At 43.1% G+C, this 22,149-nt stretch carries 14 protein-coding genes; all 14 read left to right on the top strand.

All coding sequences use genetic code 11. From position 1 onward, the window contains the following. The first annotated feature begins 10 nt into the window (after positions 1 to 10). The gene (locus M1K58_RS12370) at positions 11 to 853 is read left to right on the top strand and encodes a flagellar hook-basal body protein (protein WP_256759168.1); all 843 of its coding nucleotides are present in this window, start codon (positions 11 to 13) and stop codon (positions 851 to 853) included. A gap of 66 nt (positions 854 to 919) precedes the next feature. Further along, entirely contained in the window at positions 920 to 1,153 is a 234-nt protein-coding gene (locus M1K58_RS12365) for a DNA-directed RNA polymerase subunit beta (RefSeq protein WP_256759167.1), read from the top strand. Further along, positions 1,153 to 1,278, top strand: a complete 126-nt coding sequence (locus M1K58_RS12360) for a hypothetical protein (RefSeq protein WP_256759166.1) — start codon at positions 1,153 to 1,155, stop codon at positions 1,276 to 1,278. Before M1K58_RS12365 ends, M1K58_RS12360 begins: the two co-directional genes overlap by 1 nt. Continuing rightward, complete coding sequence (gene pgsA, locus M1K58_RS12355; protein ID WP_256759165.1) at positions 1,275 to 1,784, top strand: CDP-diacylglycerol--glycerol-3-phosphate 3-phosphatidyltransferase; 510 nt, start codon at positions 1,275 to 1,277, stop codon at positions 1,782 to 1,784. Before M1K58_RS12360 ends, pgsA begins: the two co-directional genes overlap by 4 nt. A 185-nt stretch (positions 1,785 to 1,969) precedes the next feature. Further along, the gene (fabZ, locus tag M1K58_RS12350; RefSeq protein WP_256759657.1) at positions 1,970 to 2,407 is read left to right on the top strand and encodes a 3-hydroxyacyl-ACP dehydratase FabZ; all 438 of its coding nucleotides are present in this window, start codon (positions 1,970 to 1,972) and stop codon (positions 2,405 to 2,407) included. A 31-nt stretch (positions 2,408 to 2,438) separates the two neighbouring features. Continuing rightward, positions 2,439 to 4,136, top strand: coding sequence for a phospho-sugar mutase (locus M1K58_RS12345; RefSeq protein ID WP_256759656.1), 1,698 nt, complete (start codon positions 2,439 to 2,441; stop codon positions 4,134 to 4,136). Between the two features lie 86 nt (positions 4,137 to 4,222). Beyond that, complete coding sequence (locus tag M1K58_RS12340) at positions 4,223 to 6,268, top strand: DUF5693 family protein (protein WP_256759164.1); 2,046 nt, start codon at positions 4,223 to 4,225, stop codon at positions 6,266 to 6,268. Between the two features lie 569 nt (positions 6,269 to 6,837). Next, positions 6,838 to 7,989, top strand: a complete 1,152-nt coding sequence (csaB, locus tag M1K58_RS12335; protein ID WP_256759655.1) for a polysaccharide pyruvyl transferase CsaB — start codon at positions 6,838 to 6,840, stop codon at positions 7,987 to 7,989. Between the two features lie 354 nt (positions 7,990 to 8,343). After that, on the top strand, positions 8,344 to 9,108 hold the full coding sequence (locus M1K58_RS12330) for a WecB/TagA/CpsF family glycosyltransferase (RefSeq protein WP_256759163.1): 765 nt from the start codon (positions 8,344 to 8,346) through the stop codon (positions 9,106 to 9,108). Between the two features lie 143 nt (positions 9,109 to 9,251). Continuing rightward, entirely contained in the window at positions 9,252 to 10,382 is a 1,131-nt protein-coding gene (locus M1K58_RS12325; protein ID WP_256759654.1) for a glycosyltransferase family 4 protein, read from the top strand. A gap of 137 nt (positions 10,383 to 10,519) precedes the next feature. Then, entirely contained in the window at positions 10,520 to 14,698 is a 4,179-nt protein-coding gene (locus tag M1K58_RS12320) for an S-layer homology domain-containing protein (RefSeq protein WP_256759162.1), read from the top strand. A 495-nt stretch (positions 14,699 to 15,193) separates the two neighbouring features. Beyond that, a complete protein-coding gene (locus M1K58_RS12315) occupies positions 15,194 to 18,187 on the top strand; it encodes an S-layer homology domain-containing protein (RefSeq protein ID WP_256759161.1) in 2,994 nt (997 codons plus the stop codon). A 141-nt stretch (positions 18,188 to 18,328) separates the two neighbouring features. After that, positions 18,329 to 20,482: a hypothetical protein gene (locus M1K58_RS12310; RefSeq protein WP_256759160.1), complete on the top strand. Its 2,154-nt coding sequence runs from the start codon at positions 18,329 to 18,331 to the stop codon at positions 20,480 to 20,482. A gap of 146 nt (positions 20,483 to 20,628) precedes the next feature. After that, a complete protein-coding gene (locus M1K58_RS12305) occupies positions 20,629 to 22,137 on the top strand; it encodes a sugar transferase (RefSeq protein ID WP_256759159.1) in 1,509 nt (502 codons plus the stop codon). Positions 22,138 to 22,149: the final 12 nt, after the last annotated feature.

Below are 22,149 nucleotides of genomic sequence, written 5' to 3'. Positions count from 1 at the left end.
GAACTCCTAAGTGAACAACTCCATGATAACTGCGTCCGTCTCTATGGGTGCCCTTCAATACAAGCTAGATATGCTAGCTGACAATATGGCTAATATGAATACAGCCGGATATAAACGTAAATCGGCTGCTTTCGAAGATATAATGACGAGCCTGAATCCTCATACAGAGGATTTTAATCAAGCTGGGAGACGGACACCACTTGGGTTTACCCAAGGATGGGGTGCCCGATTAGCTTCCTTGCAAACCGACATGACTCAAGGTCCTTTGTCCGAGACGGGCCTGATGACAGATCTTGCGATTGAAGGTAACGGCTTATTTGAAGTAAGAACTACGGGAGATATTGGTGGGCCTCGGGCATTCACACGCAGTGGCCCGTTCCAATTGACTCCGGCTGCAAATGGAGATCGGCTGTTGGTTACGAATTCAGGGCAGCATGTTGTTGCGAATACGGGTAACGGTGAGGGCTTCGTCCGTGTTCCAGCTGGATATGATCTTAGCGTTGCAATTGACGGTACGTTAACAGCAGTAAGTAGTGAAGGTGTAGCCCCGATTCAACTCGGCTCACTGAAATTGGTTGAGGTCACCAATTCTGATTTGTTGCGGACCGTTGCAGATAACTTATTCGGAATTCCGGAAGGCGTTAATCCGAATAATGTCGTTCGTGATGCAGCGTTATTGCCTAACGGAGAAAGAAATGTATCTGTTAGACAAGGCTTCATAGAACAGTCAAACGTGAATATGGCTGATGAAATGACTGATTTGATGATCGTGCAACGTGCTTATCAACTGACCGCAAGGGCGATTTCCTCTAGTGAACAGATGATGGGAATGGCGAATAACCTGCGAGGTTGAGTCTACAAGCGGATACAGATACGAATGTTATCCGCGACGTTGTATGGTGAAGGAGACGAAAGCTTCATGACAGCAGCTACCCGTTCGAATGAACCTAGCAATAAGTCCTCAGGTAGGGTTATTGCCCAGATCATTTGGATGAGCATTAAACTGTTAATAATCCCAGTGCTTTGTATTATAGCTCTAATCGTTGGTTTGGCGATCGGATATGTCATCTTGGGGGACAAGCCCTTATCAGATGTATTCGACTTCAACACATGGAAGCATATGTATGATCTCGTGTTCGCGGAGGGCGGCTGATGCCTGGCCTGCGCCCTGCAACCGGGACGGCAACTCCCCGGCTTCCGCTTGGGGAGTTTTCATTTGTAGAGGTGAATGGGATAATGACGGGGAAAGTAAGTGAGAAGGGGGATAACGGGGGATGAATGTACCCAATATGTTGACGATGTCCCGGTTTGTGTTAATCCCCTTTTTTGTGGTTTTATATTTGAATGATCAGACGATTGCTGCCCTCTGTATTTTGCTATTGGCTGGATTCACGGATTTCTTAGATGGATATATCGCTCGTCGAAGTGGACAGGTTACCGCTACAGGCAGTATGTTAGATCCACTTGCGGATAAACTAATGATGCTCGCGGTCATCTTGGTGCTTTTGATGAAGAGCGTGCTCCCTTTAGCGGCATTCATAGCTATGGCATTCAGAGAATTGGTAATGATCATCGGTTCAGCTATCTATCATTTCAGGGGTTTTAAGACAGTGCCAGCAAACCTAATCGGGAAAGCGACGACAGTAATCTATTATGTGGCTATTACGCTGATGTTCTTTGAAGGGCCTGGAGGAGTCGCTGTATTATGGTGCGGAATTGTTTTATCTTTCGTTGCCTCGGTTATTTACTTCATGAAATTCAAAACATTAAATAGGGTATCTTAGTCTCACTTAGACTTATTGTCCCACAAAAGAACCCACCGCCGACTAATCGTTGTGCGGCGGCAGGCTCTCTTATATCAACCTTGGCGGCTGCAGACCACCTTAAGGATGATTGTATTATTTGCCGCACATAGGCGGCTTATGCGTTAATGTGCATCTAAATAGGATAATAATTGGAGGAATTAATGATGTTGGACATTGTACAAATTCAGGAGTTAATCCCACACCGCCCCCCGTTTCTATTGATTGATCGTATTTTGGAGCTTGAGCCAGGTAAACGTGCTGTTGGACTTAAAAATGTTACGATGAACGAGCCGTTTTTTGTAGGACATTTTCCAGGATATCCGGTTATGCCTGGGGTATTGATCGTTGAGGCGCTTGCTCAAGTAGGAACAGTCGCGATGCTAGCGCTTGAAGAGAATAAAGGAAAGCTTGGCTTCTTCGCAGGTATTGATGGATTTAGATTCCGTGGTCAAGTTAAACCGGGTGATACACTTATTTTGGAGCTTGAAGTGACACGTTTGAAGGGACCAATCGGCAAAGGCCGCGGTACTGCTCGTGTTGGAGATGTAGTTGTTGCAGAAGGCGAGCTTATGTTTGCTTTGTCCGACCCATCTAAAGCTTAAGTAAATTTGAAAGGGGAAATTATCCTTGACTATGAATCCACAGGTTATTTATGAAGCTTGGTTAAATGATCCCAACATAGATGAGCATACGAAGCATGAGCTACAACTAATCAAGGGCCAAATAGGAGAGATTGAGGATCGTTTCTATCGCGATCTTGAATTTGGCACAGGTGGTTTACGTGGAGTAATGGGTGCGGGCACGAATCGCATGAATCGATATGTGATCGGTAAAGCGACACAAGGTTTTGCAAACTTTCTGCTGAACGAATCCTCTACCCCATCTGTTGTTATTGCACATGATTCGCGCATGAATTCCGATGTGTTTTCTTTAGAGGCTGCCTGTGTTCTTGCGGCAAACGGGATACGCACCTACTTGTTCCGTTCCTTACGACCAACGCCGCAGCTGTCGTTCGCGGTGCGTGATCTGAAGGCGACGGGTGGCATTGTCGTCACCGCAAGTCATAATCCGCCTGAATACAATGGCTACAAGGTATACGGCGCTGATGGTGGTCAGCTAATCCCTCATCAAGCGGAACAAGTTATAAATCAAATTCGTGAGATTAGCTCCTTTGACGAAGTGAAACGATTAACACAAGCTGAAGCGGAAGATCAGGGCTTGTTGTGTTGGTTACATGAAGAGGCTGATCAACGGTTTGTTGATGCCGTTGTGGCGCAAACCGTTCAACCCCAAATGCTCAAGGATGGAGCTGGCGGAGAACTTGGAGTTGTTTTTACACCTCTACATGGAGCAGGTAACCTCCCGATTCAACAGGTTCTTGCACAAGCAGGCTTCTCGAACGTAAGCATCGTAGCAGAGCAAGAGCAGCCGGATGGAATGTTCCCTACGGTTAAATCTCCGAATCCGGAAGAGCAAGAAGCCTTCACGCTGGCCATTAAGCTTGCGAAGGAAACGGGCGCAGATATTATCGTAGGTACGGATCCGGATTGTGATCGGATGGGTGCCGTCGTAAAAAATGATCAAGGTGAGTTTGTGGTCTTGTCGGGCAACCAATCAGGCGCGCTTATGGTAAATTATTTGTTGTCTAACTTAAAGGCGCAAGGGAATCTACCAGCTAATGGAGCGGTCATTAAGACTATTGTAACGAGTGAGATGGGCGCTGACATTGCTGCTGCTTTTGGCTGCCAAGTGTTCAGTACGTTAACGGGGTTCAAATATATTGGTGAGTTGATGACGCAGTTCGAAGCTTCTGGATCTCATGAATTTCTATTTGGATACGAGGAAAGCTATGGATACTTAACAGGTACATATGCGCGTGATAAGGATGCGGTTGTTGCTGCTCTATTGATCTGTGAAGCGGCCGCTTATTATAAATCACAAGGCAAAACTTTATACGAAGTATTGCTTGAGCTCTATGCCGAGTATGGAACCTATTTGGAAAAGCTGGAGTCTCGTACACTTAAAGGCAAGAACGGCGTGGAGCAAATCGGAGCGATTATGAATGATTGGCGTGTAAGTCCTCCGGAGCACATTGCCGGTGTGGCGGTCACTCAGGTTCTGGACTATGCAAAGGGACTTGAGGGTCTACCCGTTGAAAATGTATTGAAGTTCATGCTTGCAGACGGATCCTGGTTCTGTTTGCGTCCATCAGGGACGGAGCCGAAGATAAAGGTTTATTTTGCGGTACGAGGTACAGGGGTTAGTGAAGCTTCTGCTGCCTTGAAGCAGCTTGCTGAGGTTGTTATGGCTCGAGTAGATTCGCTGGACTAGGTAAAACGGGAGGGAGTTAGTCGTTAGTCGATTCTATCGATTAGCTCTCTGTTGCCTAAGTAGTTACAAATAAAGGAGTGACCGTTGTGCCTCAATGGCTGAACACATGGAACACAAGATTGGCGAAGTGGCTATGGTGGGTCGTGCTAGTTGGTGTAGTAGCGGCGTTGCCGGTCATGTACGCAAGAGTGCAGACGGAAACTTCGGCGGACCAATATTCAATAGTGATGGATTATCGAGACTTGCTCCAAGTTGGGAATACGCAGGCGCATCCCCAAGAGTTCGTTCAAGAGCAATTGAAGCTTCTGAAGGATGCTGGCGTAAATGGAATGGCAGTATTCGAAAGTACGCTAGAGGAGCTAGCTTGGGCGGGAGAAGTTAACGTATACAATGCCATGCAAGCTGCATTACTTGAAGACCGAGTATCTCCTCCTGAGGATAACGGTACGTATGTCGTCTTCAACAAACCTGAGCATGAGCAGACACTTCGTCCGATTATCGAGTGGGCTTTCCAACATCATGGTGCAGAGGTTACAAACTGGACGATCAAAGACCATTCGGGTGTGCGATTGAGCATGGGATATGATGATGCTTATATTCGTCCGATGCAGCCAAATCCGATTGCGATGAAGATGTTGAAGGATGCCGGATTCATGATCGTACCTAGGTTGTCGGATCGCTTTGTACCTTTTGATCCTGTAGAAGTTGACAAGTGGCTACAATCGTTCCAAGAGCTCGGTGTTACTCGGGTATTGTTCGATGGTGAAGCCGTTACGGGTTTTGGCAAAGGCTTAAAATTCGGTGGTGTGCAACGGTTCGCGAGCGAACTCCAAAAGCACAATATCGGCGTTGGGATATTCGAGAACTTGAAGGTTCCGCAGAAGGGTATGTCTAAGCTTGCTAACATTCTAGGTTATAATGCGATCCGAGCTCACTCCGTTGGAGAAGCCGAGATGTCAGTGATCAAGAAGCCTGTTTTGGAAGATCGACTTATTCTAGCGGTCAAAGATCGCAATATGCGCTTGTTATATTTGAATGCAATCGCGGTTAGAGATGGAATTAAGGGGCAAGTGACCCATCCGCTAGGTAACATTGTTGATGTTCTGCAAGGTGATGAAGATTCAACAGGTGTTGTCAAGCAGTTGAAGGATTTTGGATTTGAAGTTGGTGAGGCGAAATCATTCGATGTGCATAAGGCACCTTCGGAAATGATTTTGAGGGCAATTGCTGCTCTTGGTGCAATCGCGCTGATTGCGTTAACTTTTGGCTTGTTTATTCCGTCATTGTTACTGCCTGGACTTGTGATTGGTGCGATTGGTGGAGCGGGTCTCTATGTGTTAAGTTCCACTTTAATGGTACAAGCCTTAGCGTTGCTAGTGGCGATTGCCGCACCAACTGCGTCGGTTGTGCTACTTGTTAAGCGAATTAGGGTGCTTAGAGAAGGTGCTGGAGATCAGCCAATTTCAAGCATACGTCGATTTGGCGGAGCTGTGTTGCTCTTAGTTAGGACGACCATCCTATCACTAGCCGCTGTTCCTTTTATGGTGGCGCTTCTTAACCATATTTCGTATAGCTTGGTACTGCAACAGTTCCGTGGTGTGAGCCTGTTACATCTGGTGCCAATTGGGCTAGTTGCGATTTATGTCTTCTTGTATGGTTCTGGGGAAACGGTTGTGGGAAATGCGAGGAAGATACTGGGGATGCCACTTACTGTAATGTGGATTGCTGGTGTCGGGATTCTTGGTGCTGTCGGATACTATTACTTGTCCAGAACGGGTAATGGTGGCCAAGTCACAGGAATTGAACTGCAATTCAGATCAATAATGGAAAATACTTTTGGGGTGCGCCCACGTATTAAGGAATTTATGGGTGGTCATCCACTGTTCTTTGTGGGGATTTTCCTTGCATTACGCTATCGTTGGGCAATGGTTCTGCTAGTTGCAGGAACGATCGGCCAGCTATCTATGGTCGATACTTTCGCTCATATTCATACGCCATTCCTGTTATCGCTTATTCGAGTTTTTCTCGGCTTGGGCATCGGTGTATTGATCGGTTTGGTCATTATCGTAGCTTGGCAGGTTTGTGAGAAAATTTGGACAAGATGGATTAAGGATTCAAAGCTAATGTCTTAACAAACTAAACATATCCCCTTCGTCCAGCATTTTGATGATGGCGTGGGGGATTTGATTTGGTTTAAGAGGACGCTTTAGTTGCTGGTGTGGGATTTCGACTCTTTTGGTCGATATCCCCTTCGCTCAGGGGTGAAGGGTGACGTTACCATCGGTGCTGGGCGTTCGATCCAAGAAGTAGCTTGAGCTTGCTGGTGTGGGATTTCGACTTCTTTGGTCGATATCCCCTTCGCTCAGGGGTGGATGGGCTACTTTTGTTATGAAGCGGATAGAGTGATCGCATAACGTTAATGTGGTGTTTGAGTAGGTTTTCATGTGGATTAGGTGATACGATAGCGTTATTGTGATCCATAGGACCAAAAGAGAAGTCGCTGGTTGAGAATAAGGTGATGGTGTAACCCTAATTCAAATTTCTGGGAAACAATGACCGGGAATCGAGTGGTGCGGTAACGTTATTTTTTCAGGGATAGCAGTATTGTGAACAGAAGTTTGTAGGCGCGGACAAGAATGGGTAACCTACGACTGATATATTTACGATAGGGGCGGGGAAAATCGGACATCGTGCAGAGAAAATAACTGGAACTGGCCGAAAAACATTTCGCTTGGTTCTTTCAGGGTATTATGGTTTTCGCAACAGTGGGGACGAGGCAGTATTAAAAAGTATCATTACGGCATTAGAAGAAGCAGCGACCGATGCGGGAGTTCGAGTTGAGCCAATTGTGCTTTCTGGTGATCCAGAGTGGACGAAGAAGCAGTATGGTGTGGAGTCTGTTCATCGTACAAAGCTTGGAGAAGTACGTCGGGCGCTTAAAAATAGCGATGGATTAATAAGTGGGGGCGGAAGCCTGTTGCAGGATGCAACGGGGTTGGGCTCCATTCCGTATTATCTAGGGATTATGGCGTTGGCTAGATGGTGTGGTAAACCGACGTTTGTATACGCACAGGGCATCGGCCCGGTGAACCGGAAAATGTTCCAGCCTTTTATCGCTCGTGCGTTTAAGAAGGCTGCTTATGTATCGGTTCGCGATGAGGAGTCGGCGATGCTGCTACGACGTTATGGTGTTCCGCCAACCAGCGTCGAGGTGGTACCGGATCCGGTCATGGGCTTGCCGGCGGCTAGTGGCGCCGGCGGAGCTATGGCGGCGGATGACAGCATCGCCGCCGCTGAGGGCCAGGACACACCACCTGTGGTGGGCGTGTCCGTCAGGTTCTGGCGCAGTGACCGCGCGGACCTAGACCGCGCGGCTGCAGCGCTTGAAGCGCTCGCCGGACGCCATGCGGTCCGGCTGCGCTTCCTGCCGTTCCATCGCGGCGCCGATGAGGACGCGTCGCGCTACGTGATGGAACGGCTAGCGAGCTCCGGGGTCGCAGCTCAGCTGGAGCTGGCCCCGGCGCACGATGACCCGCAGCTGATGCTGCGGGAGGTCGGCCGATGCGCGTTGCTCATCGGGATGCGCCTGCATTCGCTTATTTATGCGGCGAATCAGAATGTTCCGTTGCTCGGCCTATCGTACGACCCCAAGATCGACCAGTTCCTCCAGCGTCTCGGACAACGTGCTATCGGCACGACGGAATCGCTAGATCTCGAATATGCGTCTCAACAGGCGATCGATATTTTGCGTAATCCCGAACACTGGCATGAATCTTGTGACGCATTGATAAATCGTCTTAAGCAAGAGGCAGGACGACCTGCGCAACAAATTGTCGCATTCATTCGTAAATAGTATAGGTAAACATCATTTTTGGACCCGAACTATTCAATAAAAGAGCATCAAAAATGAAAAACATCTTATTTCATTGCACAATCGGTTACAGCAATAAGTTGTATCATTTAAATGCTTAAATGCATTATTTTAATGCTTGGAGTATCTTTTGATCATTTCATTAATTATTTTTAATCATTTCCTTACATCAAATCATCTATGATTAGATCATTCAATTAACCCCACCGTTTCCTGAGCGAGTGGGATACCGACAAATATCATGTTACTGACTTTTATCTCCGGCTCCTGAGCGGAGGGGATAACCACTGGATAAGCACATAACCACACCACCTTACAGTTGGAGAGTGACTCAAATTGAACCCGAAACCGAAGCCGTATCCAACGGTTTCATTATATGGCGTCCCTTTTTCGAAAATGAGTATGAAAGAAACCGTTGAGTATCTGAAGCTAGCGATCGAAACGCGTCGACCGCAACGTGTAATTACTGGTAACCCGATCATGTTAATGGTTGGATTGGACAATCCCTCCTTCCATCATACTTTGGCAACAGCAGATCTTGTTGTTCCTGATGGATCAGGCGTCGTATGGGCAGCTCGTCGGTTAAAGCAACCCGTTCAAGAGCGTGTTGCAGGCTTTGACCTCTTGCATGAGCTTTTACGTGAGGGAGAGCGGCATCAATGGAGTGTATATTTACTGGGTGCTTCTTCAGAAATTTTACAAACGGCTCATGACAAGCTGAAGCAACAATTTCCAGGTATACGTTTCGTTGGGTATCGGGATGGTTATTTTACGGATAGGGATGATGGGGAAGTCGTGGCAGCTATTCGAGCTGCTAATCCAGATTTGCTGTTTGTTGCCCGTTCTACAATGAATCAAGAGCCTTGGATCGAGAAATATCAGTCCGTGCTCAATGTTCCTGTTGTAATGGGTATTGGGGGGAGCTTAGACGTCGTCTCTGGTAAGCTCAAGCGAGCTCCGGCATTATTTCGCAAATTAGGTATGGAATGGTTTTATAGGCTCTTGCAAGAGCCTTCCCGGTTTAAAAGAATGCTCGTGCTACCGCAATTTGCTCTCAAAGTCATTAAAGACGGAGATAAAGTCCTGAAACACAACAAATAATCACGATAACTTTCATGAAAATGATGAAAATCATTCAAAATGGCGGAAAACGACTGAATGTTCACCTTGTTGAATTCCTTGTGACGGGAGTATAATTCATTCCGGTGCAAAAAAAGGGGAGTTGTAAAATGGTGTCTGGTTGGATGCTAGGTATTGGACTCATTTCATTTATAGTAGCATTGGTGCTTGCGCTTGTCCTAACACCACTTGTTAAGAAGCTGGCGATCCGTGTAGGTGCGATGGATATACCGAACCAGCGTAAAGTTCATACGAGAATTATGCCCCGTCTGGGTGGCGTGGCGATCTATGCTGCGTTTACGGTGGGCTTGTTACTTATATTACCTTGGTTGCCGGAAGGCACGCTTAGCGCACATGACCGCAATTTAATTAGTGGGCTACTCGTTGGAGGGACGTTAATCGTCTTACTCGGTGCGTTGGATGACAAGTACGACTTATCTGCAAAGCTTAAGCTTCTCGTACAAATTGGTGCAGCATGTATTGTTGTATTCGGATTTGACGTTAAGATTGACCTGTTGAATATTCCGTTTGGATCAGCCATGCAACCGCTTGGTGAGTGGCTAAGTATTCCCTTGACGATTTTCTGGATCGTTGGCGTCACTAACGCAATTAACTTAATTGACGGATTGGACGGGCTAGCTGCCGGTGTATCCGGGATCGCAATTGCCACGATTCTAGTAATGGGTATTATAATGGGGAATTCCACTGTTGTCTTGATATCAACTGTTTTGCTTGGCGCAGTTGTTGGGTTCCTGTTCTTTAACTTTCATCCCGCGAAAATATTTATGGGCGACTCGGGCTCACTTTTCCTTGGTTTTGCCTTGGCGACGTTGTCAATGCTAGGATTCAAACAAATTACGGTCGTTTCCTTCGTAACTCCATTACTCATTATTGGAGTCCCGTTGTCGGATACTTTCTTCGCTATCATTCGTCGTTGGGTTCACAAGAAACCGATCTTTGCTCCAGATAAGGGGCATCTGCATCACTGTCTACAGCAGCTCGGCTTTAGTCATCGTAAGACGGTATTAATCATCTACGGAATCGCAGCCTTTTTCGGTGGATGCGCAGTTATTCAATCAACCGTATCGAACACAGGCTTAGGTAACTGGATTACCTTTATCGTAATCTGTGCTCTCGTATTCCTTTTACAAATTGGTGCCGAGCTTATCGGAATTGTCGACCAGACCCGCCGTCCGGTTCTCGACTTCCTGGCTAGACTTCGCATGAAGCCTCATACGGATACGCGAGGAAAGTAAGCAATATAGATGAAAAATCCCTAATCTCTCATGAGATTCAGGGATTTTTTGTTTTTCGACTAAATATTCCTTGCTTCGCGTCCGATAACAGTGATACACCCATAATGCCGGGATAGACATGTAAGGAGGAAATTATTGTGTTAAAAAAATTCAGCTCAGTATTACTCGTGTTCGCACTCCTGCTTCAATTGTTTCCCGCTCAATCGCCGGAGGCGAACGCGGCAGTTACGAACGAAAGCTTTGTATTTCCGAACGAAGGCTCTACTTATGCCGCAGCTCGAGTGACAACTGATGCGCGGGTCACACTTCAAGGTTCTGTTAATAATGTTAATGTGTCTACGATTTCCTACAGTATCCAACAAGTTGTAAGCTATAAGGTGGATCCGATCACACTTTTACCTATTGAAGTGTTTGGGACTTCTAAGGTTGATCAGACGAGCAATGTGTTTTTGGACGGAACTGCGCTAACGATCTTCAATCTTGAACTATTCCCTGGAATGAATAAAATTACGTTCAAAGGTTTGCAATCAGGAGGAGAAGTAAGCAACTCCTACTATATTGATTACCGTAATGGGCCTTTGTTCTATAACTTAGTTGCCCAAATTGATGGCAAATCGTTCCCTGTTGAAGAGGGGAGAACGACTGTCGTTCATTCGAGCGCTTCTAAAGGACGTAATAATTATGATATTAGTCTTACGGGTAACGCACCTAATGCCCAGAGTGTAACCATTATCGTTAATGGTAATAGTAAAACCTATAACGTTAATCCGAGCAATAATAACAGTTTCGTTGCCTCTCCTGTTAACCTGAAGAAGGGGAAAAACTTAGTCACCATCCGAGTGAAGAATAATTCCCAGACGGTTGAAACGACTAGAGAGATTGCTTTTTATAATGGTGGGGTTACTTTCTATGATATGAATATCAAAGAAGGATCCAACGAGGGCATGCCAATTGAGTATTACCCACAATATAACTATCAGACATTAGCTAATGTCATAATTGATGGTAAGGTTATCGTACCTAATGCGATCTATCCAGATGTCATTGGTGATCCAGCTCAGCCTCACCCGGATCCAGCGATTAATAACATTGCGAATAATCTTAATAATTCGAAGATGGTTAAAGTGAATTATAAGCTTACGCGTGCGGGAAGCTCCACATCTGTAAGTGGATCCGTATATGCGATTCCTCCGACAGCATATTTGCCGACAGATGCGTTCTTTATTTATGATGTTCCTGCTTTAGACGCTTCAATGTTGAAAGATCCTATAGATAATGGGTCGCTTAAACCTAACGTTCAATACAACCTAGAGTTGAAGGCTGTCAATGAATCGAACAAGAAGCTAAATGTTACACCAACAGAAGAGGGAACATCCTCATTAGGATTTACGCTGCAAAATGGGACGTTACCCTATATTCATGAGATTAATTATCTTCAAGGTTATAATGGAGTTAACTATGAATCTCTAACTGGAACAACTCTGGAAGGCACCAATATATTTAACATGCCGTTTGCTGTTGAAATATTAATAGGCAATCCTACTGCTTATCAAGACACAGAAAAACCGATAGAGATAGAGAAAATTATTGATATTGCGGGTAATGGTAAAACAACTGGTTGGACCAACACCAGGAAGAACGTAACAGCTACTGATGTTAAGTCGGTGAGTAAACTCGTAAACGGAGTTACTAAGAACTTCTATCGAGTTGTGTATGAATTCTCAGCTATGCCCACAACAGGAACTCAGACTATCAACTTTAGAATGGGTGGAACGGGTGGTGCAATTACACCTGCGAAAGTTAATTTACTCTCTGGACCTTTCGTCAAGTATGACAAAGCTGTAGATGGCATGATTATTAATGTTGATACAACTGAACCTGTGGGAGACCAAGCTGCTTTTGTGCTAACGGAGAGCCTAGGTGATCTAAAAGGATCGTTCATCAACATCACAGATCTCGATAAGTTTAAGTATAGAACGACAACGACAAGTACTCCTGTAATGCAATCTGTTTTCTTCTATATCAACAATACTGCTATACCACTGATGCAGAATGCTAATTCTACGTTGGTTACTGACTTTGAAATTGATACATCGGCTGCAGGCTATAGTCTTCCAGATGTTTATAGCAAGTTCTTCTCAGGGGAGAACAAACTAAGGATCGTATACCAAACTTCAACTAGTTATTATGAGAAGGTCATTAAAGTTAATTTGATTCCGACTAACTTGCCGGTTATACCGGCGCCAGGAACGTCTGGTGTGTTCCCGTACGGGACTCAATATAAGGATGCTCCACTTGCTAATGACCCGAGCTTCCCGATACGTGGAAGTATCTTTACAACAACTCAATCTGAAATGAATGTATATGGTACTTTTGATTTTATTGATCTTGGAACTGAATTATTTCAAGTGGAAGCAAAGTTACTGGGGCAATTAACCAAAACCAATTATATCCTGAAAATTACAACGCCAGGTCAGGCGGATATGAAGTGGGACTTATCGCAGCCGTTCCAGCTTGTTAAAAACGGAAAGGTAGTAGGGTCATATCCAACTACAGCTACGTTTACGGATAATCTGACTGTTCGTTATGATTTGGATCTGCAATCTTTCTCCTTTATTATTAAAAATGAGCAATTGAACCCAGATGGAAGTCCTAAGGTTTATAACTTCTACGTGTACAACAGCGGAGAAGCTGGACCAAGAGCTAGCTATCGTTTAGAAGTTGATCCGACTTCTATTCCTTACAAAGTCCTTCGTCCGATTCTGCCGGAAAAAAGTGTTATTAATCAAAACTTTATCGAGGTTGTAATTGATGCCCCGGGTGCTGAGAAAATCCTCATAAAAGGTGGAGACGTCAAGTCGGCTGAAATGGAAAAAATCGACTTTGACAGTGATAACGATGGAAAGATAGATTATCCAAATGCTTACCGATACTTTGTTTCAGGATTGAAGGCAGGTAAGGTCAATAAAATTGAATTGACGATTTCTAATGGAAAAGATGTTAGCAAAGATTCGATTGAGATCAAATATGTCCCAACGAATATACCTGGAGCGGCATTCTTAGAAACCATGAAGAGCAGTCACAAACAATTTGACGGCAGTTTGAACCTGAAGTTCGAAAAGGGAACTACGTTAATCCGACAAGATTTCAATGTTCCTGAGAACTTGAAAAATCAGATATTTGATGGACACCAACTCATGTTTGCAATTGCAAATCCAGAAGATGGTGTCGTCGATCGTCGGGAGTATGAGACCCTTCCAGCCAATTTCGATTTGATTTTAGAAAGCTTTGGAACAAGATTTAACGTATCTTACCCAACGCATTTCACAAAATCGAGCCCGGTATTCTGGATAGATGCCGGTCTTGCGGATGATCCTGTAACGAATACGTATGATCCTTTGAAGATGGGTGTTGACCCATACCAATTCCCAGGTGCTAAGGGATTGAATAATACTGAAATTCCAACCTATGATCTACGACCGGATAATCGTGAGGTTGTTACATCTAAGATTGGTACTCTTGAACTGAAATATGATCCAGACATGCGTGATGCTGTAGGGACGATTATTACTGCCTTCCGCTACGATGTGAAGAATAAGTATTGGGAGAATGTTGGTGGAGTTGTCGACACGAAAAAACACACAATTACGATCCCATTCTCGCAGTTTGGTTATTATGTTGTTGGTAAGATGGTGTATTCCTACTACGACATTACGCAACATCAGTATGCTAAGAACTATTTAGAAGCGATCTATGCCAAAGGGGTCATGAACCCGGTTAGTTACGATCAATTTGGAGCGGATCTCTTTACTAGCCGTGGCGAGTTCGCGCGGATGATGGTTAAAGCAGTGAATATTCCATTGAACTATGAATTGAGTAAGTCTCACTTTGACGATGTACCTTATACCATAAACCCAGATGCTTTATGGGATTTCCGTTATGTAGAGACTGCGGCTCGCCAAGGACTCATTAGAGGTACTACACCAAGAGCTTTTGAGCCTAACGCTCCTGTTTCTAGAGAACAAGCAGCTGTAATTATCGCGCGTACGCTTAATCTGAAGCTCGATACAGATGCTAAGAAGATCGATGCTGCTTTACAAAAGCAATTCAAGGATTATGCTCAGATCGATTACTATGCTCGTTCAGCAGTGCTTGCAGTTGCGAAAAAAGGATTCATTCTAGGTTCACAGGTCGATCTGGAAGATGTAAAGAAAGGTTTCGTATTCGAACCTAAGGCAAGCATATTGCGCTCAGATTCAGCAATCTTGGTAGCAAGAGTGTTGGCAGATAAAAAGCGACTGCCAAAGATTAACTAGACAGTTCAGTGTGAATTGAAGAATCGCCTCCGTCCATTTCTTGGTGGGAGGCGATTCTTCTTGTTATATGCATCAACTTGGGTGTATAGGAAATGATCTACCAATGACGTAATCAATTGTCCAAGCTATACTAGAGAGGCGACAATCCCTTACATAAGGTTTAAGGTTAGCTCGTAAATAAAAAAAGGACAAAAAAAGTTGGATGAATTTGATTTAAACCGCAACTTTTCTCTGTTCCGTGCGTTTAACATGGTGAGACTATTGAGAGGGACTCAAGAACTAATATTCTACCCTTTCTATGAAAATCTTCTTTACGCTGAGCAAGCGTCTCATGTATAATGAGTAAAGTGGGATAATTTACCCTGCCTGATTTCTGCTCACTATTGAAATCTTTCTCCTAGTTTACAAGTTTCTGCGACATGCTTCTACTTAATAGACATGCCACAGACATCAATTATAGACAATGCTCTACTCAAGGAAGGGGGTGAAATACAGATGAGAGATTCGAGCTATAATTATCACACACAAACAAAACAGATACATTCTCGAGGAGGAGAAAAAAAGGTTATGAAGAAAAGTTTATCTTTGTTACTATCTATCGCCTTGGTATTCGGTTTATTCGCTTCCATGGCTTCCGCGGCTGAAACTGCTGCGCCAACTACGCAAGAGAAATACGATCAATTGGTTAAAGCTGGTGTTTTGAAAGGGAATCCGGACGGCGATGCTAAGTTGGCTGACAACTTGACTCGTGCTGAGTTCGCTACAATCGCAATCGCTCTTGCAGGCTTGCCTGCTGAGAAAACTGGTAACAGCTTCACTGACGTAACTGCTAAACAATGGTGGTACGGTGCAATCGAAGCTGCTGCTAAAGCAGGTCTGGTTGAAGGCTATAACGGCAAATTCAAACCAGCTGACAAAGTAACTATTGAAGAAGTTATCAAAGTTGCTGTACAAATCGCTAAAGTAGAACCAGTTAAAGACGCTAAGATCGAAGGCGCTTCTGACTGGGCTGGTCCTTACATCCAAGCTGCTCTTGACAAAGGCTTGATCGCTACTGGCTTAAACTACAAAGCTAATGCAACTCGCGGTCAAACAATTGACGTTGGCTACCCACTGTATGCTGCTACACTAGTACCTGCGAAAGTTTCCGTTAAAGAAGCTAAAGCTACTGGTGTTCAACAAGTAACAGTTACTTTGGACAAAGCAGTTGACGTTGAAAAAGCTAAATTGTCTTTGAAAAAGGGTTCTGTAGCTGTAACTCTTGGTACTGTTAAATGGTCCGAAGATAAAAAAGTTGCAACTCTTCCTCTTAAAGATGTTAAAATCTCCGAGGGTGAATACACAGTAACTTTGAGCGGTCTTGCTGCTGATGAAGTTGCTGTAGACAACGCTAAATTTACTGGTGCTAAAGAAGTAGTTTCAACTATCGAATTCGTTTCTTCCGTAGCTGAAATCGCTTATACTGCAAAAGCTAAAGTTAAAGTAGCTGCTAAAAACCAATACGGCGAATTAGCTTCTTACGCTGCTTCTAACTACTCCGTGTTCACTGGCTATGCTGGTATGAACGAAAGAGTAACTAAGAGCGACGATGGTCACTTGGTGATTGTAATGGATACTAACGTATCTGGTATTTACCAAAACCAAAGCCAAATTCCTGTAACTGTTTATTTCAACGACACTCGTTTAACTGCTACTAAATCCTTCAAAGTTGGTAACGCACCTTTCGTTACTAAAATGGAGCTTGGTGCTGTTAAGTATGACGGAACAAAAACTAGCCTGTCTAACGCAGGTGAAATCGCTACTGTTCCAGTAAGTCTGTTTGACCAATACGGCAACCCTGTAACTAAAGATCAATCTCTTAGCACTGCAATTAACTGGAACGAGTTCATTACTCCACAACCAAACAAATTGACTGCTAAAACAGATGATTACAACAATGATGATGAGTATGAAACTAAAATCACATTGAGTGGTAAAGAAGCGAAATCCTCTGCTTATACTTTGACTGTTTACGCTGGTGGTACTTCCGCTACTCAAACAATCAATGTAGGCAATGGTAAAGTTGCTACTAAATTAGCTTTCGGCGACTTTGATAAAGTTGTTGCTCAAGGCGACACTGCTAAAAACTTCTTCATCCCTGTTATTGGTTATGATGTTGATGGCAACCAACTGACAAAAGACGAGCTTGTTGATCAAACAAACGTTGATAGAATCGTTCCGCTTGCAAGTGGTCCTATTAATGGATTTGAGTTTGTGAAATCAGGACCTAACAAAGGTTCGATCAAAATCTCTGGTGTTTCTGCTGCAGCATTGGCGAAACAAGTAATCTTCGTTAGCGCAAGCATCACTCAAATCGATGCACAAGATTACAAAACAATGCAAATCACTATTCAAGACAAACGTGTTCCAGAAACACTAGATGTGGTTGATTCTGCTGCTCCGAAAGCTGTTCTTGGTGCAGATGCAGACTTTAAAGTTCTTGTTAAAGACCAATACGGCGAAGAATTCAACAACCTTGCTGGTCACAATGTTAAAGTTACTTATGTAACATTGACAAGTGGTTCTAACACTGTTCTTAAAGGTAAAGGCACTAAAGCTCAAATTCCTGCACTTGGTCTTCCTGCAGATAGCACTTTGATCTATGGTGAAACTGAAGGCTCTGAATTTAACAAAGGCTTTACTTTCGACACAAAACCAAATCATTTCGGTGAAGTTCAATTCAAAGCAGAATTGATTAAATTGGCTGTACCAGGAGTGACTGCAAACGATACAGTTATTAAAGCAGTTTCTCAATCAATCCAATCGATCGACCCAACTAAGGTTGATCTGACTTATGCTCTTAAAGATCTTGGTAATCTTTATGCTTACTCCGAAGTTTCGGATCTGTATGCAGACACAGTAATTACTAGCAATCTGCACAAAACAGTTAACGTTGCTGTTAAAGATTCCTCTGGTACTGACGTTGCATTCCCGGGCAATCTGATTCAAAACCTAACTGTTTCTAACGGTGTAGCTGTTAAAACAGGTAAAGAAGGAAAAGTTAACAGCGAATTAGATGCATCCGTTTCTAGTGCAACTTACTATGTATTGGGTAATAAAGCAGGTGCTGCATCTGTTAACGCAACAGTTTACAGCGCTAAAGGCGAAATCGTTTATGTTTCTGGAACTGTAACAGTTAAAGCTGATACAGTTGATGTAGCATCAATCTCTGCTGGTAACGGCGATGCCGATAAATCTGCAGGTACATTCGATGCTTATGATCTTATGGATCTTAAAGTCGTAGACAACTACGGTATCGAGTACAAAGGTACTAACATCAAGAAATACGATGCATTGATTGGTATCACTTACTCCATCACTAACGTTAAAGGCGGTACAGTTACAGTGAACCCACTCACTAACCAAGTTACTATTGGTGCTGGTGTTTCTGAGTTCCTATTAACTGCTAATGCTCCTAACGGTAAAACAGCTAGCACTTTGGTTTACTAATAACCAATAGTTAGTTGCGAAAAAGGCTGTCGGGTTTATCCCGACAGCCTTTTTTTGCGTTATACACTCCTTAAGGCGCAACTTACTGGGTGTTTACAACGTTAATATAGTAGATAAACCCAACGCAGGAGGATGAATGCATTGAATAGAAGAAGGAAGTTGTTAACACTTATATTATCTATAAGTGTGATAATGGGCACTATGCAAGCAACGATCTATGCGCAAGATACTGTAAGCAAATCAGCGCCTATCAAAATCCTTGAACCAGTTTCACTAGGAAACGTAACGCTTAAGGAAGGTGTTACTGCTAGCGTCAATAACTTAATCGTTCTTCCATCCAGCAGTAATCAAATCGTTTCACTGACCTTATCAATTAAGAATAACAGTAACTCTGAGTTAAATTTTTTAGATTATTGGGTTAATCTGTATACCAAGTCAGGAACTAAACTTAACATACAGTTGGCCGACACTAAGGTTAGTAAAATACCAGCTAAATCTACAGTGAATATCGACTTTATAGGAACATTGGGTAGTACAATTAAAGCAACAGATTTAATTGTTAAAGTAATCAAATGGGACTTTTCAGTAGCATCTTATACAAAAGTACTAGGCGCTTTATCTGTTCCTGTTAAATACAGCACTGTAACACCTTCCAATAGTGGTAGGATGGTTGTTGCAGGAGATACTAAAGCTTCATTTATTGTTAAACAAGCGACAATTGGTAAGAGTGAGAGCTACTACCGGCCGGAAATTAAACTCATGATTAGAAACGATGGTAACCGTACAATTACATTACCTGATTATCAACTGTTCGTTCTTACAAAAGAAAACCTAATGTATCCATTGAGTGTAAAAGATATTAAAGGAGCAACACTGGACCCTTTAACCGAGAAAGAGTTTCAGTTAACGACTTCAATACCGATTAAGGTAGAAGAGAATGGCTGGAAGCTGGCCGTAGTCAATTCAATTAATGAAGGTAAAGATAAGCAACCATTAGCTGTATTTGAACTGCCTAAAGCGCAAGTTGATTCTGGTGAGGTTACAGGTAAGTACTATACATTTTCAACCTCTAAGGGCATATATAATATTAAATTAAATTCGATGAATCGATTACCAATCGAGGATGATGATCTTGTTATTTCTAATCTGACCATTGCTAACAAAGGAACGACTTCACTTCCAATGCCTGCATTGAGTGGGAAGTATGTTTTCAATGAATCCATTGAAAAAACCGCTACTAGCACGAATAATAATAAAGTAATATCTCTTCAGCCTGGAGCCTCTGCTAATATACAATTGGTCAGTAGGGTTCCGTATACTTTTGATATCTCAAAACTAAATCTTGTAGTGCAGCAGAAAGAGTCATCGGGCACTAATGAGGAGATGCTTAATCTCGTTGAGTTCACTACAAAAGGGAAATTTGATGCTGTTCAAAAAATCAAATCCGATGTAGGATTCAAGATTGAGGATGTTGGATATCGCTCTGAAGTGAAAGTGCGTAATCAAATGATCTATACTGGAGTGAGTGCGAATGTATTAGTAGCGCAACTATCGGTAGAAAATCAAGAAAAACGCCAAGCTGTGCTTAAAACTCTTGCAGGATACTTCCAGAAAGCTGACGGGACTGTATTTCCAGCAACTTTCGAAAATGTTACTGAGAAACTATCTCCTGGCGGCGCAGGAATTGTATATGTTTCGGCTACAATACCAAAGGATACAGACGTTAGCGGTATGAATCTTGTTGTGGGTAAAGCGGTAACTGAGACGACTTCTAATCCTTCTGAAGCAGGTGCAACAACAGAAAACCTTATCGGATATACGGATCCTTACTCTTTCCTGCTACCGGCAATAAAACAGCCGCAAGTAGGCTTGCAAAAAATTGATCTTAAACCATTTGAGTTATCCATTAAACGTGTAGGGACACAAATCAGATTTGATAAATCGGAAATCACACTTGAGTTTGATTATTCACTTTCGCAGGATTTACTGAACAAAGCGAGTATGAAGGACCATAAAATTGTTATAGAGATTAAAGATGAGAATCGGAAAGTAGCGTTCTCCAGAGAATTGTCACTTCCAACGACAAGCACACCTACAGCGGGGTCTGAGAATACTAATCTTCTGATAGGGGATCATACGTTGACTTTATCACCATGGAACGATGATCAACTTGTTTTCTTAATCGATATGTTAAGGGATTTTGATTTGAATATTTATCATCAGATACAACCAGGGTATAAGACTTTGATTGCATCCGAGAAAATATCGTGGCTTGTGGATAGAAAGTTGAAATAAGAGATTTAGCAACTGGGGTTGAGCAGGTGGTATACTGCTCAACCCTTTCGACTTAAATAGAGGAACTTCCAGATTAAGTGACACGTAACAAGGCGAAGTATGTTAAACTAGTTGATATTACTATTATAAAATTGGGGAATTAAGGAATGAATTTAAGCGATTCTATTAATCGACCTCAACACTATCAAGATCAGACCATAAGTGTAGGTTCGATTGCAAAACAACGGGCAAGTGCTGATAAAATTACAATAATCGTTCGAAGAACAATCCTACTTGCAGAATACTTAGGGTTTGTTCTTACTTTCTATGTTCTCATGGCAGTTAGAGTTGTATCCGATTTTCCAGATGTAAATCGATACAATCCTATAGAATGGGCTCGGCATATCACTGTCTTTAATGATTATGCCTTGTTTCTAGGGATATTTCTTATTTTACATGCCTTTACACTTGTTCAGAATCAATTATTCTCTAGTAAAGCTGATCGATCAATACTGGAAGAGTACATGTTTAACTTTCGTTCTATCATATTCGCATTTCTAATTACGTTAGGAATTACATTCCTACTAAAAACGACTTTCCTCTACTCAAGGGTAACTTTGGTGCTATTCGTAATTGCGATACTCATTCAAACCGTGATGTGGCTAGCGGCAAAACGACTCACGATGAAGTATTTGTATCATAGAGGTACGTTACGAAACAATGTTCTCATCGTAGGTGCGGGCAAAGTGGGCATCGATGTGTATGATAAAGTCATTAATTCGAGCTCGAAAAAAAACCATTTTATTGGATATTTGGATGATTATAAAGCAGACGAAGACACGGTGGGTAAGATAATCGATCTCGAACGAATATTACAAGAAACAAGAGTAGATACAATCTACATCACTATTCCTTCTGAGAAGCATATCATTGAGTCGATGCTTCACACCGTTTACAAGTATGATGTGGATATTCGAATCATCCCAGAAATGTTTGATCGGATGTCAACTGTATTTGCATTCCGGAATGATCTTGAGTATCCCTGTCTTCAAATCGTGAAAACACCGCTAAGAGGATTAAATGTCTTTCTGAAGCGTTTAGCAGATATAGGTGGGAGCCTCACATTGCTCTTTGTCTTATCACCGTTATTTCTCGTGTTAGCTTGTCTAATTAGAATGGGCTCTCAAGGTGCTGTCTTCTATAAGCAACAGCGATTGGGAAAAAATGGACTTCCATTCCAGATGGTGAAATTCCGATCTATGTTTAATGACGCGGAAGCTACCAAAAAAACTTTGATAAATGAGAATGAGATGACAGGACCGGTCTTTAAGCTGCGTAATGACCCTAGAGTAACGCCGATAGGCCGTTTCATTAGAAAGTACTCCTTAGATGAGCTCCCGCAGCTATGGAACGTTCTGAAAGGGGATATGAGCCTAATAGGACCTAGACCTCCTCTGCCAGACGAAGTACAGAAGTATTCAGATTATCACTGGCGTAGGATGGATGTACTCCCAGGGATGACAGGATTATGGCAAGTAAGCGGCCGGAGTGATCTTGATTTTGAGCAATGGATAGATTTAGACATCTATTATATTGAACATTGGAGTATTTCACTTGAAATGAAGATCTTGTTTAAAACGATACCTGTAGTGATTAAAGGCGCTGGCGCATATTGATGAGGAGTGTCA

The sequence above is a fragment of the Cohnella sp. WQ 127256 genome, from assembly GCF_024519285.1.
Taxonomy (GTDB): domain Bacteria; phylum Bacillota; class Bacilli; order Paenibacillales; family Paenibacillaceae; genus Cohnella.
The sequence above is the reverse complement of the archived record's forward strand: the minus strand, read 5'-3'. Positions and strand labels throughout refer to the sequence as shown.